This window comes from Massilia aurea (assembly GCF_014200505.1).
Lineage (GTDB): Bacteria > Pseudomonadota > Gammaproteobacteria > Burkholderiales > Burkholderiaceae_D > Telluria > Telluria aurea_B.
Genome location: NZ_JACHBX010000001.1, coordinates 1702411 through 1728415, shown reverse-complemented (window position 1 = coordinate 1728415; position 26005 = coordinate 1702411). Strand labels below are relative to the sequence as shown.

Below are 26005 nucleotides of genomic sequence, written 5' to 3'. Positions count from 1 at the left end.
ATGTGCGATCATATTTCTTTTGGGCATCTTTACCACACGGCGTTCCTAGGCATACGCAGGGCGCCGGTCTCTCACACACTTCCCGGATTACCGTTGATGAAAAATTTAAAAATAGGCACGCGCCTGGCGTTCAGCTATGCGGCCGTACTGATCCTGATGGCCATCGTGATTGTCGTTACCCTCGGTCGCATGGGCGACATGAAGGATGCGACCGATCGCGTGGTCAACACCAGCATGAAGAACCAGCGCAACGTGGCCGAGTGGACCAGGATCATCGAAGTCAACCGCGCGCTGGTCGAGATGGCCTACCGTACGCCGGAGCCTGCGCAGGTCAAGCTGATTGGCGAGCGCATCGCAGCAGGTTCCGTGCGTTCCACCGAATTGCAGCAAACGATCAAGGCCGGCTTGCGCAATCCGAAGTCGCAGGCGCAGCTCGAAGAGGTGGTGGCGGCCCGCGTGCCGTACGCGGCGGCACGCAAGGCGCTGCTGGCGGCCAAGATGGCCGGCGACAACGAAGCCGCACAGCGCATCTTCGAGAGCCAGATGCTCCCGACCAGCGTGGTCTACGTCGAATCGATCAGCAAGCTCGCCGTTGCGCAGCAAAAGTCAGCAGAAAAATTCGTCTCAGACGCGACCGCAGCGTATGACACGGCGCGCACGACCCTGATTGGCATGGGGATCCTTGCCATCGGGTTGGGCGTAACCTTCGGTATCTTCATTACCCGCTCGATCGTGCGGCCAATTCAGGATGCCGTCGCAGTTGCCGACCGCGTGTCGTCGGGCGACCTGAGCAGCCAGTTCACGGTCACCACCCGCGACGAAACCGGCCAGTTGATGGCGGCCCTGCAGAAAATGAACGACAACCTGCTGGGTATCGTGACCCGGGTCCGGGCCGGCACCGAAACGATCGCAACGGCGTCGGCGGAAATCGCCGCCGGCAATCTGGACCTCTCGAGCCGCACCGAACAGCAGGCCGGCTCGCTGGAAGAAACCGCCTCGTCGATGGAAGAACTCACGTCCACCGTGCGCCAGAATGCCGATAACGCCCGCCGCGCCAACACGATGGCCTCCGAAGCTGCCAGCATTGCCGGGCAGGGCGGCGCCGTGATTGCGCAAGTGGTCGGCACGATGAGCGAAATCAATGCGTCGTCGCGCAAGATCGTCGACATCACCAGTGTCATCGACAGCATCGCGTTCCAGACCAATATCCTGGCCCTGAACGCTGCCGTGGAAGCGGCGCGTGCCGGTGAACAGGGCCGCGGCTTTGCCGTCGTTGCCAGCGAAGTGCGCAACCTGGCGCACCGCTCCGCTGCAGCGGCCAAGGAAATCAAAAGCCTGATCGACGACTCTGTGCAGAAGGTCGAGGCGGGCACCACCCTGGTGGACAGTGCCGGCACCACGATGACCAATATCGTGCAGAGCATTTCCCTCGTGACCGGCATCATGAGCGAGATCTCGCACGCCAGCGACGAGCAGAGCGCGGGCATCGAGCAGGTCAACGCCGCCATCACCGAGATGGACCAGGCGACGCAGCAAAACGCCGCGCTGGTCGAGCAAGCCGCCGCCGCTGCCGGCTCGATGCAGGAGCAGGCTGCGCACCTGGCCGACGTGGTCAGCGTGTTCAAGACTGGTGGCAGCACGGTTGCCGCCCACGCTGCACCTGCGCCGGCACGCAGCCAGCCAGCGCCGGTCGGACGTCTTGCGTTGGCTGGCGTCTGAGACGGGCTGGACGCAGTGGAATGAAGGTGCCGGCATGATGCCGGCACTGTTCGCTTTCCTGTTGTCGATCAAATATTGAATATCCAAGATAGTTGATTTGTGAATGACGACTATCATGGATCGCAATTTGATTTCTATCTGATAGAGCGCATACTAGCTTCATACCAGATCAAACACACAGGAAGAAAACCATGACCACCTTGTCCCTTCGCCCATCGTTCGCCGCCCAACTGGCCGCCGTGTTCAGCACCGCATTCGATTTCGTGCGTGAAGTCAAGGCAGCCCCAACCGCCGCAACCCGCACCACCGGCAGCGCCGATGTCTGGGCGTTGTACCGTATGACCCGCGGCGCCGATGCCGTCTCGCCAGCCGTCGCGCGCCGCTTGGCAGCCCACGCCAAATCGAACTGATTCCCTGGTCGGGCGCCCGCCCGACCCATGTTGAACGCCCCGCAGAATGCGGGGCGTTTTTCGTTTACGACCCGCCTGCACGTCAACCTCCCACAAGCCCGGTAGTCGCTCTCCTACGTTGTGCAAATGTTGCAACCTCGATAATGTCGATTGAGACTTTGATAGCGGTGCTCTTTCCGCATTTGCACCATGAACAATCAGAACACGCCGCTCGACGGCGAATTTAGCGAGCTGGATAATGGGTGGCCCGAATCCTATGCGTGGGCCATCGAGCAGATGCCTTGCCCGGCGTACTGCTGCTCTCCCAATGGAACACTGGTCCACGTCAATGCAGCAGCGAAGCGGATCTGGGGTGATGCCTGCCCGCTGCTGGAAGACATGCGGTGGGATGGGTTCGAGACACTTCGGTCCCTGGATGGTGAATTGTTGGACAAGACGGCAAGTCCGGCGGCGCAGGCAGCCGCAGGCCAATCGCCATGTCCTACTGAACTGCTCGCCGTGTGCCGTGATGGCCAACCACGTCGCATCGTGGTGCACGCCAAGCCGGTATTCCACGCCGATGGCGCCGTCGTGGGCGCCTTGTGCTGCCTGACCGACATCAGCGAGCAACGCCGGCTGCAAGAGCGGGAGCGCGACGCTGCCCACGCGCGTGAAGAATTCCTGGCCATGCTGGCGCACGAATTGCGCAACCCGCTGGCGCCCATCATGAGCATCGCTGGCCTGTTGCAGCGCGCGAACAAGGATCCTGGCGTGGCAAAAATGGCCGGCGTCGTCCAGCGCCAAACCAAGCAGCTGGCGCGTTTCATTGCCGATCTGCTGGACGCGTCACGTGTTGACTGCGTCCACACACTGCCCGTCGAACCACGCCGTTGCACCAAGCACGAGATCGTGAACCTGTCGCTCGATGCGGTGGAAACGCTGGTGCGCTCGCGCAACCAGCGCTTGATCGTCGAGGTCGACAATCCCGACGCCGAGCTGTGCTGCGATCCGGAACGGGTGGCGCAGGCGCTGGGCAACGTGCTGTGCAATGCCAGCGCGTTCACGCCGGATGGTGAGGAGATCTGCCTGCGCGTCTATATCGAAGGCAATGTGCTACGCGCCGAGGTCATCGACTGCGGGGCCGGGATCGCGGCCGAAGACTTGCAGCACATTTTCGAGCCATTCGAGCGCCGTGCGCTGGCCCCGGGCCGCGCCCCCGTCGGTGCGGGCCTGGGCTTGACGATTGCCAAGGGCGTGTGCGAAGCCCATGGCGGATCGATCTTCGTGCGCAGCGCGGGGCCGGGGATGGGCACCACCGTATCGATGGCCTTGCCAGTGGCCGTCTGCGCCGCCTGACCTTCTGGCCGGGGATAATCCCCGGCTTGGGTCGCGGCAAAGATGGTCAGGTCAGACTGGACCGCCCGCACGGCGCGCGCGGTGACGCTCCATCAGCCAGGCCACGATGCCCGGCACCAGCGACAGCACGATGATGCCCATGATGACGGCCGTCAGGTTGTCGTTGACCCACTTGATATTGCCAAAGATGTAGCCGGCAACCGTCAACGACACGACCCACAAGGTGCCGCCAGCGATGTTGTACCCGAGGAAGGTGGCGTAGCGCATGCTGCCCAGCGCCGCCACGAACGGTGCAAGCGTACGCACGATCGGCACATAACGCGCCAGCACGATGGTCTTGGGGCCATGACGCTCGAAGAAGCGCTCGGTGTGCGCAATGTGCTCGTCCTTGATCAGGCGGAACCGGTAGCCGCGCTTCACGCGTTCACGGAACGCACTGCCAATGGCAAAGTTGAGGATATCGCCGGTGACCGCTGCGACAATCAGCAGCGGAATCAATATTTCCAGTGACAGCATGCCTTTGGCGGCCAGTGCGCCGGTGACGAACAGCAGCGAGTCGCCGGGCAGGAACGGCATCACGACCACGCCCGTCTCGACGAAGATCACGGCAAACAGCAGCACATAGACGAGCAACTGGTATTCGGCGGCCAGTACGGCGAGGTGGCGGTCCAGATGAAGGAACCAGTCGAGCAGGGTAGTCAGCATTGAATTTCTCGTTGAATCAGGTTGCGGCAGGACCCCGACCGACGTCATGCTGGCCGGGGCAAAGCGCGTATCTTACCTTTAGTCTAACCCTTGCTGTTACTCTTCCTGGAACTCGTCCGAGCGGCAGAACAGATCCCACGCTGCGATGAACAGGGCGGCAATCACCGGTCCGATCACGAAACCGTTCAGGCCGAACAGCGCCATACCGCCCAGGGTGGAGAGCAGAATCACGTAGTCGGGCAGTTTGGTGTCCTTGCCGACCAGGATCGGGCGTAGGATATTATCGACCAGACCGATCACCAGAACGCCATACGCGGCCAGCACGACGCCCTGCCAGATTGCGCCCGTCACCAGGAAATAGATCGCCACCGGCCCCCAGACCAGTGCCGCGCCGATGGCCGGCAGCAGCGACAGGAACGCCATCACCACGCCCCACAGGAGCGGGCCGGACACGTCCAGCATCCAGAAGATCAGGCCGCCCAGTGCGCCTTGCGCAACGGCCACCAGCACATTGCCTTTGACCGTGGCGCGGATGACCGTCGTGAAGTTCTGGAACAGGCGGCTCTTGTATTCGACGCTCAGTGGCACGGCGCGCTGGATGCGCGCTGCCAGGATGCGGCCGTCACGCAGCAGGAAGAACAGCAGGTACAGCATGATCGTCATGCTGACGACGAAGTCGAGCGTGTTGCGACCGATATTGAGTGCATACGTGGCGGCTGCCTGGCTGATCTGCGCGGCGAATTCGGTGATCTTGGTCTGCAGCGAGGCCAGGTTGGTGAGCTCGAAGCGTTCGAGGATCGAAATGGCCCAGTTCGGCAAGGCGCGCATCACGACCTCGAAGTAGTGGGCGAAATCGATCTGCCCGCTGCTGACCATCGTATAGATGCCGGCGACCTGATCGACCAGCGACGCCGTGATCATGGCCAGCGGCAGCAGCACCATCAGCACGATGACCAGCAGCGAAAGCAGGGCGGCAACGGTCGGCTTGCCCTTGGTTGCCCGCAGTAATTTCGATTGCAGCGGCGCGAAGATGATGGCGAATACGACGCCCCAGAACACGGCGCCGGAGTACGGCAGCAGAATCCAGAGGAAAGCGATGGTGACGATCGTCAGCAGGAGCAGAAAGGAATTCTGCGGAAGGGTAAATTGCTTCATTGGCTGCGTTTGCGAAAAGGTTAATGTTTCTGGATGATAAACCATGAGGCGCGCAGCACTGGGTGCGTTCGTGTAATGACGCGGGGCGGTGTGCCAAGTATGCAACTTGCATGCTGCAAAAGACCGGTGTGGCTTAATGACCACAAAGTCAGTTCAATCGTGCGGGTTGGCAAACTAACATCTTGCGATAATTAACTGTTGCCGCGTCGAGACACAGTCTGGCGGGCACTTCTATCAATTGATTATCCGGAGAAACCATGTCCTGCCCTGCACCACGCACTGCTGCCCCGTCCGTCCACACCACCCTCGTCCGCGCAATCAAGGGCGCCATTCTGCTGGGCGCCGCCGCAGCAGGCATGGCGCAGGCACAGCAGTCGCCAGCGCTCGATCGCGTCAGCATCTCGGCCGGCGCGTTCTACGCCGATCCTGAAATCCATCTGGGCGGCGATACCCGCTACGGCCGTGTCGACACGCCGGATGAAGAGATCAGCGACGTCACGCTGCCACGCGTCAAGGGCGAAGTGCTGATCGGCGATAGCCACGGCATCTCGTTCGACTATTTCCGCTTCGACGAAGGCTACGGCGCCGACCTGAAGGGCGACACCGTGTATGAAGGCCGTCCGGTCAGCGGCTCGCTGCGCGCCGACGCCAACCTGCGCATCGAGCTGGCACGCCTGTCGTACAAAATGTGGTTCGGCAAGGAAAAGAACGTCTTTGGCGTCGGCCTGGGTGCGGCCCACCTGCGCGCCAAGATTTCCGGTTCGGCGTCGGCCAATGTGAGCGCGACCGCACCCGTGGAAAATTACTCGTGGAGCGGCTCGGCGTCGGCCAGCGAAAGCGTCTGGGCTCCAACCGTCGAACTGGCATGGCGCCACGCGCTGAACGACCAGGTCCGCTTCTACGCGGAAGCCTCGGGTGTGAAGAAAAACGGCGGCAATGTCGAAGGTCACATCTACAACGGCGCGCTCGGTGTGGAATACTTCCCGCACAAGAACATCGGCCTGGTCCTCGACTACGGCATCCAGAAAATCGACCTGCACCGCAATGGCGAGCGCACGGCCGACATCGACCTCAAGCTGACCGGCCCATCGGCCTACGTCAAGGTCCGCTTCTGATCGGGACTGCGCTCACGTTGGAACTGCACGTTCAGTTGCTCTCGGTCATAATACCTAGTGTGAAAGCACTGGTGTAAGGGGAGTGGGTGAAAACGGATCAACTGGTCGCATGTCATGACTGTGGCAGCCTGTATCACTGGCGGCCGCTGGCCGCCTGCGAGCGCGCCAGCTGCCACCGCTGCCAGCACGAGTTGTACCGCTGGCACAAAGGCAGCCCGGCGCGCCAGGCCGAGGTGCTGGCCGCGCTGACGCTGGGCGCCGTGTTCGTGTTCCTGCTGGCGCAGTGGTTCCCGATCGTCACGCTCGAGATGGGCGGCATGCTCTCGGGCGCCACGCTGTACCAGGCAGTGGCCGTGCTGTGGGGCGCGGGCGACCAGGTCATCGCGGCCCTGGTCTTCTTTTGCGCCATCATCTTTCCCGGCATTGAGCTCGGCTCTCTGTTCTATGTCGCGCTCGGCCTGACCCGGGGCATGCGCGTACCCGGTTTCAACCTCGTGCTGCGCACCGTGCAGGGCGCGCGCCACTGGGCGATGACCGAGGTGCTGATGATCGGCATCCTGATCACCGTGATCAAGATGACCAGCCTGGCGCGCGTGGAGCCGCATCCCGCCCTGTTTGCCTTTGGCGTGCTGACGATCCTGTGCGCGCTCGTCATGCGCTATGAACCAAAAGCCTTGTGGGCGCTGGCCGACCGCCTGGCGCCGCTGCGCAAATCCGATCCGGCACGCCAGACCACCACGATTCCCGAGGCCGATTCGGTGCTGGTCTCGTGCAGCGCCTGCGGCCTCGTGAATCACACGTGCCCGTCACGCGACGGCACCGATCGCTGCGCCCGCTGCAGCGCCGCGCTGCATCGTCGGATTCCCCACAGCGTCGGCTGGACCTGGACCATGCTCCTGGCCGCCACGCTGCTCTATATTCCCGCCAATATGCTGCCCGTGATGTACACCCGTTCGATCGGTGGCACGGAGGGCGACACCATCATGAGCGGCGTCGTGCTGTTCTGGAACACCGGATCGAAGGGCCTGGCCATCATCATTTTCATTGCCAGTATCGTGGTGCCGGTGTCGAAGCTCGCCGCACTGGCATGGCTGAATGCCACCGCCCAGGCGCGCTCGCGCACGGCGCCGATGGCGCGCACACGCGCGTATCGGGCCATTGAATTTGTCGGCCGCTGGTCGATGCTGGATATTTTCGTGGTTGCCCTGACCGTCGCGCTGGTGCGCTTCGATGCGCTGGTGGTGATCACGGCCGGACCGGGCGCGATCGCGTTTGGCTGCGTGGTGATCGTGACGATGGTCGCGTCGCACCAGTTCGACCCGCGCCTGATCTGGGACCCTATTGAATCGAACGGAGAACCCCATGTCTGAACAGGACAGCGCAACACCATCGGCCAACCCGCCGCCGACCCCGCCGACGCCGTCGGAACCGCCCGTGGGTCCATCGGCGCCGCTGGCGGCGTCGCCCGCCATCGACCGCCCCAGCCGCTGGCTGCCATCGCTGATCTGGATGATTCCCGTGCTTGCTGCGCTGATCGGCGCCTGGCAGGTGGTTAGCTGGGTCACCAACAAGGGTGCGACCGTCTACGTGTATTTCTCCAGCGGTGAAGGGCTCGAGGCGGGCCAGACCAAGGTCAAGTACAAGGACGTCGACATTGGCCGCGTCGTCTCGGTCACGCTGGGCGAAGATGGCAACCGGGTCGTCGCCAAGATCGAGATGGCCAAGGAGGCCGACCGCTTCACTGCCATCGATTCGCGCTTCTGGGTCGTGAAGCCGCAGATCGGCGCCAGCGGCGTTTCTGGCCTGGGCACGCTGCTGTCCGGCCCTTACATCGGCGCGGCGCCCGGTGTGAAAGAAGACACGACCAACAGTTTTACGGGCCTGGAAACGGCGCCGCCGATTCCGATCGGCCTGAAGGGTCGCGAATACAAGCTGCATGCCGAGACGCTCGGCTCGGTGGCGCCCGGTTCGCCCGTGTATTTCAAGCGTGTGCGCGTAGGCCAGGTGGCCTCGGTGGCGCTGGACAAGGCCGGGCACGGTATCGACATGTCAGTGTTCGTCGAACAGCCCTACATCGGCCTGGTGGGCCCGGATTCGCGCTGGTGGCATGCCAGCGGCGTCGATCTGCGTCTCGATGCGAGTGGCCTGAAACTCAATACCCAGTCGCTGGCGGCCCTGGCCACCGGCGGCATCGCCTTTGAATCGGCGGACGACCGCAAGCCGGTGACGCCGGCACCGGCTGGCACCCGCTTCGTTCTGTCCGAAGACCGCAGCGCCGCGCTGCGCCCGCCAGACGGGCCGGCAGTCACGGCCGTGGTGTACTTCGACCAGTCGCTGCGCGGGCTGTCGCCGGGCGCCGTCGTCGATTTCCGTGGCGTGGCGTTGGGCGAAGTGCGCGCCGTCGGCATCGAATTCGATCGCGAACGCCAGAAATTCACGATGCCGATCACGGTCGACCTGTATCCGGGGCGTCTCGGCAAGGGCTTCATGGCGGCGATGGAACGTGAAGACGGCGGCCAGCGCGCCTTGACCGCGATGGTAGGCCGCGGCCTGCGCGCGCAGCTGCGCAACGGCAACCTGCTGACCGGTCAGCTGTACATCGCGCTGGACTTCTTCCCGAATGCGCGCAAGGCGACGATCGCCGCGCAGGGCGACATGCTGGTCTTGCCGACGGTGCCGGGCCAGCTCGACGAGCTGCAGAGCCAGATCTCGCGCATCGCGGGCAAGCTCGACAAGATTCCATTCGACGAGATCGGCGTGAACCTGAACCGCACGCTGGTGCAGGCCAATGCGACGCTGGCACGGATCGATGGCAAGGTGCTGCCGGAGATGCAGCAGACGCTGAATGCCGCCAAGGCCACCTTCGCCAGTGCCGAAAGCGTGCTGGCGCAGGATGCGCCGCTGCAGTCCGATCTGCGCAAAGCGCTGCAGTCGGTGACCGACACGATGGCCAAGATCGATGCGCTGGCCGATTACCTTGAACGCAATCCGCAGTCGCTCATTCGCGGCAAACCTCAGGAGAAAAAAGAATGACGCTGTTTATCCAGGCGCGCCGCGCACTGACCGGCGCGGCGCTGGCGGCCCCGCTGCTGCTGGCGGGCTGCTCCAGCACGCCGACCGACCAGTTCTATACGCTCAGCGGCGGCGCCGCCACGGTCGTGCCGCCGGCAGCGGCCAGCGCACCGCTGTTTTTTGAAATGCGCCCCGTGACGATTCCCGCGCAGGTGCGCCGTCCGCAGCTGATGGTGGCGGGCAAGGCCGGCAAGATCGAGCTGATGGAGCACCATCGCTGGGCTGGTCCGCTGGCCGATGAAATCACCACCGGGCTGTCACTGGGAATCGCGGCCAATCTGGGTGCTGTGGATGTGTACCGCAACCCGGCGCCGGCCGGCAGCGCGCTGTACCGCATCGGCGCGAACGTCCAGCGTTTCGAGTCGAAGGAGGGCGGCTACGCCCTGATCGACGCGGTCTGGAACGTGCGCAAGGTCGATGGTGGTTCGGTGCAGACCTGCCGCAGCGTGTTCCAGGAAAACGTCGGGCCGGGGTACGAGGCACTGGTGGCCGGGCACCGCGCCGCGCTGGCCAAGCTGGCTGCAGCGATTTCGGCCGGCGTGCGCAGCCAGGTTGCCGGCGGCACGCTGGCCTGCGTGAATAACCCGTAGGGTAACCGCGGGCAGGCCCGCGTCACGCAGCTTCTGCTGGCTTACTTTTTGGCGCAGTCAGCGTTCTCTATTGATGACGCTGATTGCGATACAGAACAAGTGTTCTGGAGAGCTGACCCGCCTGCCATCCAGGGCCCAGCGCCAGCCCAAATAATTGGGTAAGTAGCGCGACGCCACGCCGCGAAAGCCCGTCAACCATGCCTTGAAGCGCTCGTGGTAAGCGTTGACGTTCTGCACGTGGATGGCGAGGTGGCCCAGATGCTTGATCCGTACGCCGGCACGCAAGTTGATCGCTGCATGTGCAATCTTGTGCTTGCGTGCAAAGGCCCGATAAGCGGCATGGCTGTCGCTGACCAAGAGCGCCTGTGGGTCGAGTCTGGGCAGCAAATCGCGTTCGAGTTGTGCAGCCGTCAGTGCGCCCCGGCCAGTGACCGCATCGATCGTGCGGCCATTGCGGTCGCGCGCCACCAGGATGCAATCGAGCTCGCTGGAAATGCCGCGCCTGGTGGCCCGTCCACCCCGCCGACGCGGCGGCCGGTCGAGCTTGCGTGCCCCTTTTTGCGATTCAAGAAGGAACGTCTCATCCGCCTCGACGATACCGTTGATGGATGTTGGCCGGTCGAACTTGACCCAGGCAAGAAAACGGTGGCGCCACCGGAACGCCGTAGTGCGGTGCACGCCGATCCGATCTGCTGCCTTGCGCACGGGTAGTGAATCAAGCAGCACCTGCGAATACGCGAGCCATTTGGCCTTCAGCCTCAGCCGCGCCAGCAGCGTGCCGCTCAGGTCATTGAACGTGCGGCCGCACACGCAGCAGCGAAAGCGCTGCAGGTCGTTGGCGAAGCCGTGCCGGTGACAGCGTTCGTTGCCACAGCTGGGACAGCAACGCGCTGGCGCCCTGGCCTGCGCGATCAATGCAACCACTTGGTCGAGACCGGCTGCAGGATGCAGGGCATCAAGCACTTGCCGGCGCTGTGGCTGATTCAGCGACGGCAGCCTGGCGAACCAGCTGTTGAAACGGGGCGCTTTCATCGAGAACTCCTGACGCTGGGAACGGGGGTTTGACCACCGAACTGCGCACGAGTTCAAGCTCGTCCCTATTTAACGCTGACTGCGCCTACTTGTTCGGTGTCAGCATCAGGAGCTTGCCGCTCGGACCGTCCTCCAGCAGCCATACTGCGCCGTCCGGCCCGGTGCGAACGGCGCGGATGCGTTCGCCCATGTCCCAGTGGTCCACCTTCTTCGCGTTCTCGCCGTCGAGCGCGATGCGGTCCAGCGACTTGCCTGAGAGGCCCGTGATGAAGAGGGAATTTTTCCACTTCGGGAACAGGTCCGCGTCGTAATAGGCGAGGCCGCCCGGCGAAATGGCCGGATCCCAGAACACTTTCGGGGCTTCGAAGCCGTCGCCTGGCTTGTGGTCGGGGATATCGCGGCCGTCATAGTGGCTGCCATTCGATGCTTTCGGCCAGCCGTAGTTGAGGCCTGGCTTGATCAGGTTGATCTCGTCGCCATGGCGCGGGCCCATCTCCATTTCCCACAGGCGCCCCTGCTTGTCGAAGGCCACGCCCAGCAGATTGCGGTGGCCATACGACCAGACGGCTGGGTTGAACCCCTTCGCCGCGAGCGGGTTGCCAGATGCTGGCGTGCCGTCGAGATTCAGGCGCAGCACCTTGCCGAGCGTCGACTTCGGGTCTTGCGCCGGGTCGAACAGCTGGCGGTCGCCGCTGGTAAAGAACAGGTACTTGCCATCCGGTGAGAAGCCGATACGACCCGAATAGTGCCCGCCGGTCGACGCATCCTGGCCGCGGAAAATGACCTTGGTATCCTTGAGGGCGCCGCCTGCCTGATCCAGTGTCGCCGTGGCGAGCATCACCCGAGTGTCGGCGCCGCTAGCCGCTTCCGAGTAGCTGAAGTAAAGCATTTTGCTGGCAGCGAAGTCGGGAGCGGGCACGATGTCCATGAGCGCCCCCTGGCCCTTGCTGCTGACGGTGGGTGTGCCGGACACGGTCCGCTTGGTACCGGTTGCAGGATCGAACAGGATCAGCGTCCCTTCCTTCTGCGTCACCAGCACTTTGCCGTCAGGCAGAAATGCCATGGCCCATGGGTTGTTGAATGTGCCGACCGGCTTGACCTCGAAAGGCAGGCTGCTGGTCGCGGTTGCGCTGGCCTGCGCGTTTGCGGCCGCCGGGGCGGCGAACGCGAGCAGGGTGAGCGAGAAAGTGGTGGCAAGGCCGAGCATGCTTGTATTCATGTTGTCCAGATCTCCATTCGCGGATTGATGCCAGGTTGTCGAGGCGGTGCGCGCCCGTCGCCCACGCGCGCGAAGCAGGCGCCAGCGCTATTGGTCCAAAGGGGCGACAGGAAGTGTAGAGCAAAACGCCCATTGCAGACGCTGCGCTGGTGGCGGCCGCGTGGGGCGGCGGCTGACGGGCGAGGCCGTCAGCGACTTTTCATCAGCTGGCGACGGCTTCCAGCGCGGCGAGGGCCTGCCGGGACGCCATCATGCGTTCGAGCAGATTAGCCAGCGCCATTGGCCGGCAGAACAGGTAGCCCTGCATGCAGGGGCCGCCATGCTCGGTCAAAAAGTGCGCCTGTTCAGCCGTTTCGATGCCTTCGGCAACGACGCGCAGCTTGAGATGGCCCGCCATGGCCAGGATCGACTGGACAATGGCGGTGCCATTGATGTCATGCGGCATATCGCGCATGAAACTCTTGTCGATCTTGAGTTCATACAGCGGCATGCGCCGCAGATAAGCCAGGTTCGAGTAACCGGTGCCGAAATCATCGATCGAAAAGCGGATGCCGAACTGCGCCAGTTCGTTCATGCGCGCAATCGTCAGGTCAAGGTCATCGACCAGCAGGCCCTCGGTCACTTCAAAGATCAGTTGCTGTGGCGGCACACCGGAGGCGCCGATGATCGCCTTGGCTTGTGACACGAAATCCGGTTCGCGGAACTGGCGCGGGCTGATGTTGATCGACAGCGGCAGTGCGTGGCCCACCCGGTCGAGCTCGCGCCAGGTCAGACAGGCCTGGCGCAATACCCAGGCGCCGAGCGCCACGATCTGACCGGATGCTTCGGCCACCGGAATGAACACGTCCGGCGGCACCAGCACGCCATCCGCCCGGCGCCAGCGCAGCAGGGCTTCGGCCCCGATGGGCGTGCCATCGTGGTCTACCTGCAGTTGCAGATGCAATGCCAGTTCATCGTTGGCGATCGCATGGGCGAGGTCGCGCTCCAGGATCAGTTTGTTCTCGGCTTCGGCCAGCATGCCAGGCTCGAACAGCGCCACGCCATTACGCCCGTTGTCCTTGGCGTGATACATCGCCGTGTCCGCTTCGCGCAGCAGGTCCGGCACCGTGTGCCCTGGCCTGGTTGGCAGGGCGATACCGATACTGCCGGTGAGTTGATACAACTGGCCGTCGATGTGAACGCCTTCGGTCATTGCCGCGCGCACCCTGCCGGCAAGCGCCAGCGCGGCGTGGGTGGCGCTCTTGGTCGCGCAGTCGAGATGCTCGACCAGCACGACGAATTCGTCGCCGCCGAGGCGCGCCACTGTGTCCTTTGGATGCACGGCGCGTGACAGGCATGCGGCGATATGGCGCAGAACGGCGTCGCCGGTCGCATGGCCGCGGGCGTCATTGACGTGCTTGAAATTGTCCAGGTCAATGTAGAGCACCGCGCCCATGCTGTCGCCCGCATGCGTGCGCGCCACCATCAGGTCCAGCCGTTCCATCAGCAGGCGCCGGTTCGGCAAACCGGTCAGCACGTCGAAAAATGCCAGCTGGTGGATGGCATCGGCCGAGCGGCGCCGCTCGGTAATGTCGCGTCCTACGGCAACCCAGTGAGTGACCTCGCGGCTCTGATTCGCAAATGGCACCATCTCCACTTCGATCCAGCACGGCTCACCGAACTTGGTGTAGTGGATGAGTTCGCCCGAGACCGGCTCTTGCCGGGCCATCGCCAGCGCGATCTTGTCGACGACCGCCGCTTCCGAATCGCGACCGTGCAGTACGCGCATGCTGCGCCCGATGATTTCATCGGAACGGTAGCCGCTGCGGCGCTCGAACGCTGCGTTGGCAAAAATGACCGGGTGCTTCGGGCTTCCCTCGGGGGCAACCTTGGCGATCAACACCATATCGTTCAGTCCGGCCAGTGCTGCGGAGGTCAGGCGCAAATCGTCGTTCGAGGCACTCAAGGCAGCCTGCCGTTCAACCAGGGCTTCGGCCACAAAACGCTGGCCGTCGAGCGATGCAGACAATCCCTTTAACAGCTTGCCGCAGGTGAGTGTGATGAACGCGCCGACGCAGGCATAGTTCAATGTAAAGATCGCAACGGTGCCGAACGAATTGGCATCGGCGTTGTCTATCGGGAAATGGCTTAAGCCTGTGAGGCCAAGCAGCATCATGGATGTCGCACCAAGGGCCACCATGACCAGCCCGGCGCGCACGCCCAATAATATGACCGACATGACCGGCGCTGCCAGCAGGTACAACAACCCCAGGGGACCGACGGTCATCATCGTGCATACCGCAGCGCTGAACAGCATGACCAGGTAGTTCAGGGCACGCCACTTGTAGTCGAGCTTTTTGATGCGGCAGATGACGAGGATCCAGGCCAGTGCGACGGCATCCATCAGTGCAACGGCGAGCGCACCTCGATACACAGCCAGCGCCGCACTGGGCACCACGCCGATGATTGCCAGTATCCGCAAGGTCGACATGAGGGAGGCAAAAATACGGACGCGCCATTGGGCGATATCGGCGAGATCGGTCATGAAAAGTAGAGATCAAAGATATTATTTTTTGATCATCTTTATTGTGCAAGGGAAATATTTTATCACTTTCAGCTAATTTCGGTCTGATCCAGCGGAATTTGTTGTTTCAAAATCGGCGGTCTTCGAGGGCGAGCTCGCATTGAAATTCAATGCTCGTGGACGCCTGGTATGAGCACCGCGGTCCATCGTTCAATATGTTGTTTCACGGCAACAGTAAATACGTTAAGCGCCTCGCATCGCCTTTGTAGACAGGATTTTTACTGACATTGACGCTTGTCTAACTCAGTATTGTGGTGACTAGCGGAAACTCTTTTAAGGCAAATTATGTATGCGTTCAAGAACATGAAAATCGGCACCCAACTCACGTTGGGGTTTGGCTTGGTCACCGCGCTGATGCTGTTACTTGGCGCGTTTTCTCTATTCGGCTTGACGGCGATTCACGGCGCAACGAAGGAACTTCACCGCGTTAACAAAGAACACCTCAAGCCGCTGTATATTGCGCGTGAAGCGTTGGCCCAGACCGGGCTGGCAGCGCGCAACGCCTACGTCTTCACCAGCGACGCGCAGGCCAGGAACGAGCTCGATCTGGTCGATCAGCAAAAGAAGGTGTATCTGGCCGCGCTTGAGGGCATGTCGCCCGCATTTGCCGGCGATACCCAGTTCGACAAGGTGCGCGCAGGATTGCTGGCGATGGCCAGTGCGCTGGAAAAACCGCGCAAGTTCCGTGAGGCAGGTCAGATGGAGGCGTTTGGAAAATTCCTGGTGGAAGAGTGCAGCCCGCTGCGCCGTCAGATCGTCAACGACATTGCGGTACTCGTCGCCAATGCTGAACGGGAGCTGGCCGACGCTGACACCTCGGCTGAACATGCTGAAGCTGCCGCGCGCAACTGGGTCATCGGGCTGACCATCGCCGCGTTCGTGCTGAGTGTCGTCATCTCGACCGCCATCAAGCGCCTGCTGCTCAAACAGCTGGGTGGCGAGCCTGCCTATACGGCCCAGATCGCCAACCTGATTGCTTCCGGCGACCTTGCCACGAACGTGGAGGTGCGCGCGGGCGACAGCACGAGCCTGCTGTTCTCGGTGAAAACCATGCGCGACAGCCTCGCGTCCATCGTTGGCAAGGTGCGCCATGGAACCGATGCGATTGCCAGTGCCTCGTCAGAAATCGCCGAAGGCAGCTACGATCTGGCCGCACGCACCGAGGTACAGGCGTCGTCACTGGAACGCATTGCGTCTGCCATGGAAGAGCTGACCACGACGGTCCAGCAGAACGCCAACAATGCACAGCAGGCAAATACGTTTGCGCAGTCGGCGTCCTCGGTCTCGCAGGAAGGTGGTGCAGTCATGCTTCAGGTGACCGAGACGATGGCGTCCATCAATGCATCATCCAAGCGCATCGTCGACATTATTTCGGTGATTGACGGCATCGCGTTCCAGACGAATATCCTGGCGCTCAACGCAGCCGTGGAAGCAGCCCGCGCAGGCGAACAAGGGCGCGGGTTTGCCGTCGTGGCCAGTGAAGTGCGTAATCTGGCGCAGCGCTCGGCGAGCGCCGCCAGGGAAATCAAGGTCCTGATCGAAGACTCGGTCGGCAAGGTGGACACGGGTTCTGAACTGGTCCAGCGCGCAGGCAGCACCATGCAGAACCTGATGGAGAGCGTCCAGCGCGTGACCGAAATCATGGGCGACATCTCAACTGCCAGCGCCGAGCAAAGCGTCGGCCTGGGCGAAGTGAGCAACGCGATCGGCGAAATGGATGGCATGACCCAGCAGAATACGGCGCTCGTTGAAGAAGCGTCCGCCGCATCGCAGGAACTGCAGGCGCAGGCATCCGGTCTTGCCAGTCTGGTGGGCCAATTCCGGCTTGCCAACAGCAGTGGGGAAACGAGCCGGCAAGGGCGCACCGCGCCTGGCGCTGCGCCGCTGCGTCTTGCCGCGGTTGCTTGAACATGGCGTTACGGTGCGATCGCGATATGAGCGGTCGCACCTGCCGTGTTGATTACGGGATCAGACGTTCTGCGCGCAGGCGTTCAAACAAGTCGAAGAACGATGCATCGGTGGCCTGGTAGGCCGTGAAGCCAAGGCGGCGGCTGTTGCTCATGTCGGTCATGACTTCCAGCGGCCGGCCCAGATCGAGGTCGGTATGCCAGGCCGAGGCCAGGCGATCCAGATCGGTTTCCACCAGGCCATGGCGCGCCGCGATGTCGCGCCACAGCGGCGCATCGTTTGCCATCGCCGCTTCGAGTGGCTGCACGGTGCCGTTGAAACCGGCCGCCTCGACGCCGAAGAACGCGGCCAGCTTTGGCCACAACCAGCTCCAGCGGAACACGTCGCCATTGACGATGTTAAAAGCTTCGTTGCGCGATGCATCGGTGTCGGCGGCCCAGACCAGTTGCTTGGCCAGCATGCGGGCATCGGTCACATCGGACATGCCATTCCACTGCGCGGCTGAACCGGGGAACTGGAACGGGCGCCCCGTTTCCTTGCAGATCGTTGCATACACGGCCAGCGTGGTACCCAGGTTCATCGCATTGCCGACCGCCAGGCCGATGACGGTGTGCGGACGGTGGATGGTCCAGGTGAAGCGGTCGCGCTCGGCAGCAGCATAGACTTCGTCTTCCTGCGCGTAATAGAAATTCTCGAGCGCCAGGCGCGGCTGCGATTCGCGCAGCGGCGTGTCGGGCAGCGTCCCCGAACTGGCGTACGCTTCGAATGGCCCGAGGTAATGCTTCAGGCCCGTGACCAGCGCGACATGGCGCACGCTCTTGTGCGACGACAGCGCGTCCAGCAGATTGCATACCAGTGCGGCGTTGACGCGGATATTCTCGGCTTCGGTATCCTGGCGCATCCAGGTCGTGATGAAGACGTGAGTCGGGGCGACGTCCTTCAGTGCAGCGCCGAGCGCGGCAGGGTCGAGCAGATCGGCGGCGATGTGGCGCACCTGCGGCAGGTCGCGCGGTGCGCGGCGCGACAGGCCAATCACATCCCAGCCTTGCGCCAGCAGTTCACGGGCGGTGTGGTTGCCGCCAATACCGGTAACACCAACAACGAGTGCGGTTCGTTTCATGTGTGACTCCTGATTTGACAATTGTCGTTCATTTTACTGCGCACGATTGATGTGCGTGCTGGCGGGCTGCGCCGTACTCGCTACAGTTGAATTCATTTCCAACTAGAAATAATTCAATCATGACGACGATTCGTGAGTGCCTGTTTTGCGGGTTTGGCTGTATTGCTGCGCTCGTCGTACTAACGGGTTGTGCATCGACGACCGCGACCAGGATCGGGACGGCAGCGACCACGCCGCTCGCCGACCTGAACGTGACAAGAGAGGATGTTCCCGACGTGCTGCTGGCAGCTCTGAAGAATCCCTACCAGCTTCCAGACAGCCAGAACTGTGTGGCGCTGTCGCTGGAAATCCGCGCGCTTGACGAGGTACTAGGTGCAGACCTCGACGCGGTGGTGTCGCCAACCGATCTCTCGCTGGTGCACCGCGCGTCATCGCTGGCCCAGGACCAGGCGGTGGGCGTGCTCCAGCGTACGGCCGAAGGCCTGATCCCGTTTCGCGGCTGGGTGCGCAAGCTAAGCGGAGCAGAGCGCCATTCGAAGCACGTCTCGGCCTGCATCGCGGCGGGCTCGGTGCGGCGCGCGTTTCTGAAGGGGTCCGCTGCCGCGCAAAATTGCCCCTGGCGCGATGCGGCAGGGGCCGTGGCGACGCGCTGACCGCGTCATCCCATCAGAAGCGGTAACGCAGCGTCAGCGACGTGTTGCGCGGTGCGCCGTAAGTGAACTGGTTGTAGGCGGCGAACATGGCGAACGTTTTCTTGTCGGTCGCATTGTTGACGTTCAGCTGGGCCGACAACTGCTTGTTGAACTCGTAGCGCGCCATCAGATTGACCAGTGCGTACGACTCCTGCTCCATGCGGCCGTCGATTCCCGGGGCGACGGTACCGTCGGTCGTGTAGGTGCTGCCTTCCCAGTTCACGCCACCGCCGACGGTCAGCTTGTTCCATTGGCCCGGCAGGCGATAGCTGGCAAACGCGCGCAGCGTCTTGCGTGGGTAGATCGAGTTGAAGTCGACACCGGTCGCATCCTTGGCGCGGAAGATTGCGTAGCCGACGCTGGCGTTCAGGCCCGAGACGATTTCGCCCGACACGTCCAGCTCGATCCCCTTGCTGGTAGCACCCTGGGCGGCGCGGTAGTAGTCTTCCGGCAGCAGCGGCCCGGCGTCGCCATCGCGGTCGAGACGGCCAGCGACCTGGCCCAGATTGTCCTGCTTCAGATGGAAGACGGCCAGCGAGGCGTTCACGCGGCGGTCGAAGAATTCACCCTTGATGCCGGCTTCGTTGGCCTTGCCTTCGATCGGGTCGAGCATATTGCCCGCGAAGTCCTTCAGGTTCTGCGGCTCGAAGATGCTGGTGTGACTGGCGTACAGCGAGTAGGTATCGTTCAGGTCGAACACGAGGCCGGCGTAGGGCGTGATTTCGTTGTCGTACTTGAGCGAGTACGGGTCTTGCCATTGGCCGCCGCCTTGCTTTTCGTATTTGGTCACGCGCGCGCCGATGATTGCCTTGAGATCGTTGGTGACCGAGAAGCGCGCCATGCCGTAGAGGCCTTGCTGCTTCGTTTCGCTGGTCTCGTAGCGGGCCTGCTGGCCCCAGACCGGGGCGGGATAGGACGCCGGATTCCAGTTGTTGAAATCACGGACTACTGGTGCAGCACCGTCAGGTTCACCCGCGAAGCTGGCCAGGCGGTTGTTCGAGTGGAAGTCGGTCTTGGCATGCAGGTAGCCGAACGCGGCTTCGTGCTGGCGTCCGAAGGCCGAGAAGGGGCCGCTGGCGTGCACGCCGAGGTCTTTCTGCTTCGTCTGGATGACGTAAGAGCCGGCAAAGGCCCCCAGGCCGGCACCCGTCACGCGATCCGGCACGCCCGACAGGTACAGCAGGTGCGAGTCGCCGTCGCGGGTGGCATCGGTGTAGGTCAGGCGCAGGTTCCAGCCGTTGGCGTAGCGGTGTTCATAGTCGGCGAAGAAATTGTCGTACTGGTTTTCATAGCCGGTCCACGGGGTGCCGGTGGTTTTTGAGCGGTCCCAGTCGATGATCGAGCCATCGCTGTAGCGGTACGGCAGCCCGCCCCACATCGAGCCGCGTGGGCTCATTTTCTGGCGCGAGAAGCCGGTCGAGAAGGTGCCGTCGCGGCCGATGTCGGCTTCGACGGTGGCGTAGATGGTGCGATCCTTGTTTTCCAGATACTGCACCCAGCTGTCGCCGGCGCTGTACTCGGCCACGGCGCGGCCACGGATGCTGCCCGACGCGTTCAGGGGCGTCGAGACATCGGCCATGATGCGGCGCTTGTCCCAGCGGCCGACGGTGGCCTCGATCGTGCCATCGAGCTTTTTGCTGAAGGCGCGCTTGCGCACCAGGTTCAGCGCGGCCGACGGGGTGCCAGCGCCGGTCATCAGGCCGGTCGCGCCGCGCACGACTTCGACGCGGTCGTACAGGGCCAGGCTGCCCAGCACTTCGCCCGCGCTCCAGGCAGCATCCCAGGTGGTCGGGATATTGTCGATCTGCAGATTGGTCACTTCGAAACCCCGCGCGGTGAAACTGGCGCGGTGGGTTTCGTACTGGTTGACCGAGACGCCGGTGACGTTATTGGCGACGTCGGTGATGGTGAGCAGGCCCTGGTCTTCGATGCGCTGCTGGGTGATGACGGACACCGATTGCGGCGTGTCGCGCAGCGACATGTCCAGTGGCGTGGCGGTGCGGGTGCGGCCGATGGTGTACGAGCCGACGGCGTCGCCCAGCTTCTGGGCCTGCACCTGCACTTGCGGCATCGACGTGGTGCCCGCGTCGGTGGACTGGGCCTGGGCCAGTAGCGGCAGGGCAAGGCCCACGCAGACCGTCAGTGTCGTCAAGTGAAGATGCCCGACAGGGCGAACCAGCTTATCCATCGTTGTTTCCTGTTGTTCGTGATTGGTACGTAAGGCGACTACCCGGGATCCGGATGATCTGCGCCAGCCATGGCCACATGACTGATCGACCGGAATGATAACCATTCTCATCTAAGGGTGTCAACTTGTTATTGAACAACGGATAGGCAGGCCAGGTGGGCGGCAGCTCGAGGGATGACCGATGGCGGCACTGGAACAGGTGCCAGCGATATGCGTGGAGGTGGACAGGAAGCGGCCGCGGCGCAGAGCGCGCCGCGGCCCGCGGATCAGGCGCCTGACGCTGCTGGCGCGCCGAGCCAGTCGAAGATGGTGGGCCACAGCGTCGCATGGGCATTGCGCCCGGCGAGCACGCCGACGTGCTGCAGATTCACGCCGATGTCGCCATGGTATTGCAGCACCTGCTTGCGCGCGCTCGAGGTCGCCTCGTGGAATGGCACCATGGCGGCCGGCGGAATCACCTTGCTGCGAAAATCGACGACGCTGATCAAGGGCGCGCGCAGATCGGCCGGGCCGATGGTGCGGCCATTGATGACGAGCCGGCCGCCCATGAAGTCATCGTTGCGGTACAGCGACTCGACGATGTCGACGAACAGCTTGCCGGGCAGGGGAAATTCGTCGTGGCTCCAGCGTTCGACCTGCATGTGCGTGGCCAGCGCTTTTGGGTCGAACAGTGACAGCCAGCGGTCGGTCGCGCGCTCCCAGCCGAAGGCCTGCGGCTCGGCCATTGCGCTCATCAGATTGAGGAAGGCGCCCGGCACGTGACGGAAGGTGTCGGCAATCTGCTGCGCATCTGGCGTGGCCTTGACCAGCGGCGCAAAGCACGAGGCGCCGTGCCCGAAGCGCAGTGGCGATTCGAGCAGCACGGTGGCCGTCACGTGCTCGGGATGCATGGCGCTGTAGATCGCGGCGAGGATGCCGCCGAGCGAGTGGCCCACTACCGTCAGGCTGGCTTCGCCGCTATCGGCCTCGATGGCGCGCTGGCAGCTCGACAGCATGCGATCGCCATAGTCAGCCAGGCCGATGGCCGGGTCGCCATCGGGCATCGGCAGCCATTCGGCCAGATAGACGCGGTAGCCACGCTCCTGCCAGCGCTGCACGACGCTGATGGCGGGCGCCAGGTCCCAGATGTAGGCGCGCTTGATCGGCGCCGGCACCAGCAGCACCGCCGGCCCGCCAGCGGCGGCGGGCTCGTAGCGGCGCAGTTGCAGGCCCGTCTCGGCCAGGATGACCGTGAACGGCGTTTCCTGCGGACCGTGACCGGCCTGCTCGAGTTGCCGGCCGCGTTCCTGGCGGCTGCGGTCCATATTTCTGAGGGCTTGTACCTGCTGCGGCCCCAGGGTAGTCCAGTTGCTGGCGTACATGGCAATCCCATCGAAGTGGCGACCCTCAAACTGTACCTGCTTCGGCGATCTGCGCCAATCGGGGCGTGCAGGAATCGCCATCGGGTTTGCGCTCGCTACCACCCGGGCTGCTCTGGCAATGGCCATACTGACATTGCAGCCGGTGGCTACAGGTACTTGACCCAGGCCTTGCCGCTCTCGCGCTTGTAGCGGCCGAAACGTTTCGTTGGCCAGTAGAGCAGCAGCGCCAGTAGGACCGAGCCGAGCCAGACCTGCCAGACATGCCCGACATCGACGCGCGGCAGGTCCAGCACGAACGCGGCAACCCGCTGCGCCACCAGCAGCAGATACAGGTGCGCGATATAGAAGAACAACGGCGCGCCGCCGAACACGGCCGCGACCCGTACCCAGCCGGCGTCGATGCGCTCGATCCAGGCCAGCACCAGCAGGCCCACGCCGAGCGTGAGCAGCAGGAAGTCCAGCGATGGCGGGTACTTCGTGAAATTCAGCCACGACATCGCGCTGCGAAGCAGTGTCTCTTGCGGCATCCACGGCAGCGGCTCGCCATACACGTTCCAGGTGCGCAGCAGCGCAAGCAGCAGCAGGCTGGCCACGCCGGCCAGCGTCAGCCAGCGCCGGCGCTGCACAGCGGGTATGCCGCGCGCATACAGCGGGCCGCAGGCGTAGCCGAGCAGGATCACGCCGATCCATGCCAGCAGCGGATAGCTGATGCGCACCCGCACCGGGTCGTCCATCAGGTTGCCGCGTTGCTCCAGGATCGTCCAGGCGCTGGCGGCCCACGTATGCGGCGCGAACGCCACGCCGGCCAATGCATTGTGGCCGGCTACGATCGCCGCGCCAATGGCCGCCAGCAGCAGCAGGGGCAGGCGGTGCAGCAGGGCCAGCGCCAGCATCGACAGGCCGATCGCCCACATCACCTGCAGATACACGGTCTGCGGCGTGAAGGTGCCGGTCCAGGCGAAGTTGATCACGACGACTTCGAGCAGGATTAAGAAGGCGCCGCGTTTCGCCAGAAAACCCGTGGCGCTCCTCGGGCCGCTCGCGGGATTGGCGTACAACCAGGCCGACAGGCCGGTCAAAAACACGAACATCGGCGCGCAGAAGTGCGCGGCCAGGCGCGAAAAGAACAGGGCCGGGTCGGTGCTCGCGACATCCATCGGGTCGGTGACCTGGTGCTGCAGGTAGAAGGTTTCGCGGACGTGGTCGAGCGTCATGATCAGCATGACGAGGCCGCGCACGACGTCGATCGACGCGATACGTGGGCTTGGCGGGGTGACTGGGAGGCTGTGCACGGCGGCGTTCATGCAGTGGCAAAGCCCGGCATTCTACCCTGCGTCGCGCCCGGCCAGCCGCGCCTCTGGCATACTCGGGCCATCTTCCATGACGAAACGGCAGGGTGTTGAACGATGAAACCGAGCATTCTCGTATTGGGCAGCGTCTGGTCGGACGACGTGCGCGAACAGGTGGCGCAAGCCTTCGACTGTCACTTCATGAAGGCGATCCCGCAGGCGGGCGACGCCGCGTTCGACGCGATTGCCGGCAGCATCCGCGGCGTGCTCACCACCGGCACGGTCGGCGTCACGCCCGCGCTGGTGGCGCAGCTGCCGCGGCTTGAAATCGTCACGGTGCACGGCGTGGGCGTCGATGCCGTGCCGCTGTCGCTGCTGGCCGAAAAGGGCATCCACGTGACCAACACGCCCGACGTGCTGACCGACGACGTGGCCGATTTTGCCGTGTTGCTGCTGTTGTCGACAGTGCGCCGCCTGCCGGTGCTCGATCGCTATGTGCGCGCCGGCGACTGGCTGGCCAAGGCGCCGCTGGGGCACGTGCAGGCGCGCGCTTTGAAGGGCAAGGTCGCCGGCATCGTCGGCTTCGGGCGCATCGGCCAGGCCGTCGCCGCGCGCCTGCAGGGCTTCGGCCTGCAGATCCGCTACTACCAGCGCAGCCCCGGTCCGGCGCCGGCGCAGCGCAGCGCATCGCTTCTCGCGCTGGCACAGGAGAGCGACATGCTCGTGCTGTGCATGCCGGGCGGCGCCGATACGCAGGGCATGATCGACCGCGCCATCATCGAGGCGCTGGGCCCTGAAGGCACCCTGATCAACATCGCGCGCGGCACTGTGGTCGACGAAGCGGCGCTGTTAGCAGCGCTGCAGGACGGCCGGCTGGGCGCCGCGGGCCTGGACGTGTTCGAACACGAACCGCAGGTGCCGCAGGCGCTGCTGGCGCTGGACAATGTTGTGCTGACGCCGCATGTGGGCAGCTTCACGGTCGAAGCGCGGCGCGCAATGGGCGCACTGGCGGTGGCCAATTTGGTCGCACACTTCAACGGCGAGCCGCTGCCAACGCCGGTGGACTGAGGTCGCTATTCAAGGGCAGTGAGGGGGCGCGATTGCTGTATCATCCCCGTCCTGCAAACGAAAGTCACACATGCTCATCATCACCATCAAGCAGGGCAAGGAAAAAGCCCTGCTCGCCGGCGACCCGTGGATTTACCTGTCGGCCGTCGAAAAAGTCGACGGCAAGGGCCACGAACGCAACAAGCCGGGCATCACCGCCATCGTGCAAACGTCGACGCGTCAGTTCATCGGCCGCGCCGCCTACAACGCCAAGTCGCAGATCGTCGGGCGCATGTGGTCGTTGCGCGAGGACGAGCCGGTCGATCATGCGATGATCAAGCGCCGCGTGCAGGCCGCCATCGACAAGCGCGCCGCCACGCTGCGCACTGCCGATCCGCAGGCGCTGATTGGCTTGATCGATGGTGAAAAGGATGGCTTGCCAGGCCTGCAGGTGCACCAGTATGGTGGCGCCGACGGCTACCTGATTTGCCAGTTCAACGCTGCCGGTGTCGACATGTGGAAGGTGCCGGTCGTGCAAGCGCTATTGAAAGCCACCGGGTGCCGCAACGTCTACGAACGCAGCGACCCGCTCGTGCGCCAGGGCGAAGGCCTGTTGAACACGCCGGGCGCACTGGCCGGCGACGAGCCGCCCGACCGCCTGATGGTACGCGATGGCAAACGCCTGGTGCCGATGGATATCGCCACCGGGTTCACCTATCCGCGCTGAGCGGCTTCCCTGTCAGTCCAGGCGCTCGTGATGATCGGCCACGCCGCGCTTCCAGTAGGCCGATACTTTGGCGGCCTGGCGTGGCATGCCCGTGTCGACCAGCACCTGACGCACACGCGCCATCAGCGCCGCTTCGCCGCCACCCCAGGCCAGCCCGGCGCCGGTCTGCAACGGCAACTCCTTCAGCACCTGCAACAGCGCGTCGTCGCTGTCGACCCAGTGGATGCGGGCATCGGCGCGGGTCACAAACGCGCGGCGGTCCGCTGCATCCACCAGCAGCACCGCGACGACGCGCGCGCCTGCCGGCAATTCTTCGAGCCGGCGCGTCACGGCCGGCAGCGCGCTGGCGTCGCCGATCAAGAGGTGCCAGTCCATCGCCAACGGCAGGATCATCGAGCCGCGCGGCCCGCCGATGATCGCGCGTTGACCGACGGTCGCATTGCGCGCCCACTCGGCCGCGCCGCCATGGCCGTGCAGCGCAAATTCGATGTCGATCTCGCGGGCGTGGGTGTCGACCCGGCGCGGTGTGTAATCGCGCCGTACCTGCTCGCCATTGGCGTCGTTGAACATGAACTTGACGTGGTCGTCGAACGACAGCGACGTGAAGTCCGCCAGCGCCTCACCTTGGAAGGTGATGCTGGCAAAGCCGGGGCTGACGCGGTTGATGCGCGCCACGGTGACCTCACGCAGTTTCAGGTCGTGGCGCACGCGTTCGATCGTGGGGATGTCGGTTTCACTCATGCTACACTCCATCAATT

General features: G+C 63.7%; 21 protein-coding genes. 11 read left to right on the top strand and 10 right to left on the bottom strand.

The window, feature by feature from the left end:
- Positions 1–96 precede the first annotated feature (96 nt).
- The 3 genes from HD842_RS24370 (at position 97) to HD842_RS07625 (ending at position 3464) form a co-directional block, all read left to right on the top strand.
- On the top strand, positions 97–1719 hold the full coding sequence (locus tag HD842_RS24370; protein WP_183552813.1) for a methyl-accepting chemotaxis protein: 1623 nt from the start codon (positions 97–99) through the stop codon (positions 1717–1719).
- 191 nt (positions 1720–1910) lie between these two features.
- On the top strand, positions 1911–2129 hold the full coding sequence (locus HD842_RS07630; RefSeq protein WP_183552811.1) for a hypothetical protein: 219 nt from the start codon (positions 1911–1913) through the stop codon (positions 2127–2129).
- Positions 2130–2318: 189 nt separating this feature from the next.
- Complete coding sequence (locus HD842_RS07625) at positions 2319–3464, top strand: PAS domain-containing sensor histidine kinase (protein ID WP_183552809.1); 1146 nt, start codon at positions 2319–2321, stop codon at positions 3462–3464.
- 51 nt (positions 3465–3515) lie between these two features.
- Here HD842_RS07625 and HD842_RS07620 read toward each other — a convergent pair whose 3' ends face one another.
- Positions 3516–4169 (bottom strand): VTT domain-containing protein, encoded by a 654-nt coding sequence (locus tag HD842_RS07620; RefSeq protein WP_183552807.1) that lies wholly within the window; start codon positions 4167–4169, stop codon positions 3516–3518.
- A 96-nt stretch (positions 4170–4265) separates the two neighbouring features.
- Positions 4266–5324, bottom strand: coding sequence for an AI-2E family transporter (locus HD842_RS07615; RefSeq protein ID WP_183552805.1), 1059 nt, complete (start codon positions 5322–5324; stop codon positions 4266–4268).
- 257 nt (positions 5325–5581) lie between these two features.
- Here HD842_RS07615 and HD842_RS07610 point away from each other — a divergent pair, with 257 nt between their 5' ends.
- The 4 genes from HD842_RS07610 (at position 5582) to HD842_RS07595 (ending at position 10101) form a co-directional block, all read left to right on the top strand.
- Positions 5582–6439, top strand: a complete 858-nt coding sequence (locus tag HD842_RS07610; RefSeq protein WP_183552803.1) for a hypothetical protein — start codon at positions 5582–5584, stop codon at positions 6437–6439.
- Positions 6440–6525: 86 nt separating this feature from the next.
- Positions 6526–7809, top strand: a complete 1284-nt coding sequence (locus tag HD842_RS07605) for a paraquat-inducible protein A (RefSeq protein WP_183552801.1) — start codon at positions 6526–6528, stop codon at positions 7807–7809.
- Positions 7802–9472, top strand: coding sequence for a PqiB family protein (locus HD842_RS07600; RefSeq protein WP_183552799.1), 1671 nt, complete (start codon positions 7802–7804; stop codon positions 9470–9472). Before HD842_RS07605 ends, HD842_RS07600 begins: the two co-directional genes overlap by 8 nt.
- Positions 9469–10101: a PqiC family protein gene (locus HD842_RS07595; RefSeq protein WP_183552797.1), complete on the top strand. Its 633-nt coding sequence runs from the start codon at positions 9469–9471 to the stop codon at positions 10099–10101. Before HD842_RS07600 ends, HD842_RS07595 begins: the two co-directional genes overlap by 4 nt.
- 57 nt (positions 10102–10158) lie before the next feature.
- Here the strand turns inward: HD842_RS07595 and HD842_RS07590 are convergent, their stop codons facing one another.
- The 3 genes from HD842_RS07590 to HD842_RS07580 all read right to left on the bottom strand — a co-directional run bounded on the left by HD842_RS07590 (position 10159) and on the right by HD842_RS07580 (position 14876).
- Positions 10159–11133, bottom strand: a complete 975-nt coding sequence (locus HD842_RS07590; protein WP_183552795.1) for an IS1595 family transposase — start codon at positions 11131–11133, stop codon at positions 10159–10161.
- An 85-nt stretch (positions 11134–11218) separates the two neighbouring features.
- Positions 11219–12352: a PQQ-dependent sugar dehydrogenase gene (locus HD842_RS07585; protein WP_183552793.1), complete on the bottom strand. Its 1134-nt coding sequence runs from the start codon at positions 12350–12352 to the stop codon at positions 11219–11221.
- Between the two features lie 202 nt (positions 12353–12554).
- Positions 12555–14876 carry a putative bifunctional diguanylate cyclase/phosphodiesterase gene (locus HD842_RS07580; protein ID WP_183552791.1) on the bottom strand — a complete coding sequence of 774 codons (2322 nt, stop codon included), beginning with the start codon at positions 14874–14876 and terminating at the stop codon, positions 12555–12557.
- A gap of 342 nt (positions 14877–15218) precedes the next feature.
- Between HD842_RS07580 and HD842_RS07575 the strand changes: the two genes are divergently transcribed.
- Positions 15219–16823, top strand: coding sequence for a methyl-accepting chemotaxis protein (locus tag HD842_RS07575; RefSeq protein WP_308638234.1), 1605 nt, complete (start codon positions 15219–15221; stop codon positions 16821–16823).
- 52 nt (positions 16824–16875) lie between these two features.
- Here HD842_RS07575 and HD842_RS07570 read toward each other — a convergent pair whose 3' ends face one another.
- Positions 16876–17943, bottom strand: coding sequence for an SDR family oxidoreductase (locus tag HD842_RS07570; protein ID WP_183552787.1), 1068 nt, complete (start codon positions 17941–17943; stop codon positions 16876–16878).
- A gap of 119 nt (positions 17944–18062) precedes the next feature.
- On the opposite strand from HD842_RS07570, the gene HD842_RS07565 reads away from it, so the two are divergent.
- Positions 18063–18596, top strand: coding sequence for a hypothetical protein (locus HD842_RS07565; RefSeq protein WP_183552786.1), 534 nt, complete (start codon positions 18063–18065; stop codon positions 18594–18596).
- Between the two features lie 13 nt (positions 18597–18609).
- Here the strand turns inward: HD842_RS07565 and HD842_RS07560 are convergent, their stop codons facing one another.
- The 3 genes from HD842_RS07560 to HD842_RS07550 all read right to left on the bottom strand — a co-directional run bounded on the left by HD842_RS07560 (position 18610) and on the right by HD842_RS07550 (position 23476).
- Entirely contained in the window at positions 18610–20823 is a 2214-nt protein-coding gene (locus HD842_RS07560) for a TonB-dependent siderophore receptor (protein ID WP_183552784.1), read from the bottom strand.
- 266 nt (positions 20824–21089) lie between these two features.
- Positions 21090–22184 (bottom strand): alpha/beta fold hydrolase, encoded by a 1095-nt coding sequence (locus HD842_RS07555; RefSeq protein WP_183552782.1) that lies wholly within the window; start codon positions 22182–22184, stop codon positions 21090–21092.
- Between the two features lie 146 nt (positions 22185–22330).
- Positions 22331–23476: a DUF1624 domain-containing protein gene (locus HD842_RS07550; protein ID WP_441898950.1), complete on the bottom strand. Its 1146-nt coding sequence runs from the start codon at positions 23474–23476 to the stop codon at positions 22331–22333.
- Positions 23477–23590: 114 nt separating this feature from the next.
- Here HD842_RS07550 and HD842_RS07545 point away from each other — a divergent pair, with 114 nt between their 5' ends.
- Together HD842_RS07545 and HD842_RS07540 are read left to right on the top strand one after the other, a co-directional pair.
- Positions 23591–24541, top strand: a complete 951-nt coding sequence (locus HD842_RS07545) for a 2-hydroxyacid dehydrogenase (protein WP_183552778.1) — start codon at positions 23591–23593, stop codon at positions 24539–24541.
- A gap of 70 nt (positions 24542–24611) precedes the next feature.
- Positions 24612–25247, top strand: coding sequence for an SAM-dependent methyltransferase (locus HD842_RS07540; RefSeq protein ID WP_183552775.1), 636 nt, complete (start codon positions 24612–24614; stop codon positions 25245–25247).
- Between the two features lie 12 nt (positions 25248–25259).
- Here the strand turns inward: HD842_RS07540 and HD842_RS07535 are convergent, their stop codons facing one another.
- Complete coding sequence (locus HD842_RS07535) at positions 25260–25988, bottom strand: siderophore-interacting protein (RefSeq protein WP_183552773.1); 729 nt, start codon at positions 25986–25988, stop codon at positions 25260–25262.
- Between the last annotated feature and the right edge of the window lie 17 nt (positions 25989–26005).

Coding starts and splice junctions, on each gene's coding strand:
- HD842_RS07625 (WP_183552809.1), top strand. CDS start 2,319: ATGAACAATCAGAACACGCCGCTCGACGGCGAATTTAGCGAGCTGGAT.
- HD842_RS24370 (WP_183552813.1), top strand. CDS start 97: ATGAAAAATTTAAAAATAGGCACGCGCCTGGCGTTCAGCTATGCGGCC.
- HD842_RS07630 (WP_183552811.1), top strand. CDS start 1,911: ATGACCACCTTGTCCCTTCGCCCATCGTTCGCCGCCCAACTGGCCGCC.
- HD842_RS07590 (WP_183552795.1), bottom strand. CDS start 11,133: ATGAAAGCGCCCCGTTTCAACAGCTGGTTCGCCAGGCTGCCGTCGCTG.
- HD842_RS07615 (WP_183552805.1), bottom strand. CDS start 5,324: ATGAAGCAATTTACCCTTCCGCAGAATTCCTTTCTGCTCCTGCTGACG.
- HD842_RS07610 (WP_183552803.1), top strand. CDS start 5,582: ATGTCCTGCCCTGCACCACGCACTGCTGCCCCGTCCGTCCACACCACC.
- HD842_RS07595 (WP_183552797.1), top strand. CDS start 9,469: ATGACGCTGTTTATCCAGGCGCGCCGCGCACTGACCGGCGCGGCGCTG.
- HD842_RS07575 (WP_308638234.1), top strand. CDS start 15,219: ATGAAAATCGGCACCCAACTCACGTTGGGGTTTGGCTTGGTCACCGCG.
- HD842_RS07560 (WP_183552784.1), bottom strand. CDS start 20,823: ATGGATAAGCTGGTTCGCCCTGTCGGGCATCTTCACTTGACGACACTG.
- HD842_RS07540 (WP_183552775.1), top strand. CDS start 24,612: ATGCTCATCATCACCATCAAGCAGGGCAAGGAAAAAGCCCTGCTCGCC.
- HD842_RS07620 (WP_183552807.1), bottom strand. CDS start 4,169: ATGCTGACTACCCTGCTCGACTGGTTCCTTCATCTGGACCGCCACCTC.
- HD842_RS07600 (WP_183552799.1), top strand. CDS start 7,802: ATGTCTGAACAGGACAGCGCAACACCATCGGCCAACCCGCCGCCGACC.
- HD842_RS07555 (WP_183552782.1), bottom strand. CDS start 22,184: ATGTACGCCAGCAACTGGACTACCCTGGGGCCGCAGCAGGTACAAGCC.
- HD842_RS07570 (WP_183552787.1), bottom strand. CDS start 17,943: ATGAAACGAACCGCACTCGTTGTTGGTGTTACCGGTATTGGCGGCAAC.
- HD842_RS07545 (WP_183552778.1), top strand. CDS start 23,591: ATGAAACCGAGCATTCTCGTATTGGGCAGCGTCTGGTCGGACGACGTG.
- HD842_RS07585 (WP_183552793.1), bottom strand. CDS start 12,352: ATGAATACAAGCATGCTCGGCCTTGCCACCACTTTCTCGCTCACCCTG.
- HD842_RS07580 (WP_183552791.1), bottom strand. CDS start 14,876: ATGACCGATCTCGCCGATATCGCCCAATGGCGCGTCCGTATTTTTGCC.
- HD842_RS07565 (WP_183552786.1), top strand. CDS start 18,063: ATGACGACGATTCGTGAGTGCCTGTTTTGCGGGTTTGGCTGTATTGCT.
- HD842_RS07535 (WP_183552773.1), bottom strand. CDS start 25,988: ATGAGTGAAACCGACATCCCCACGATCGAACGCGTGCGCCACGACCTG.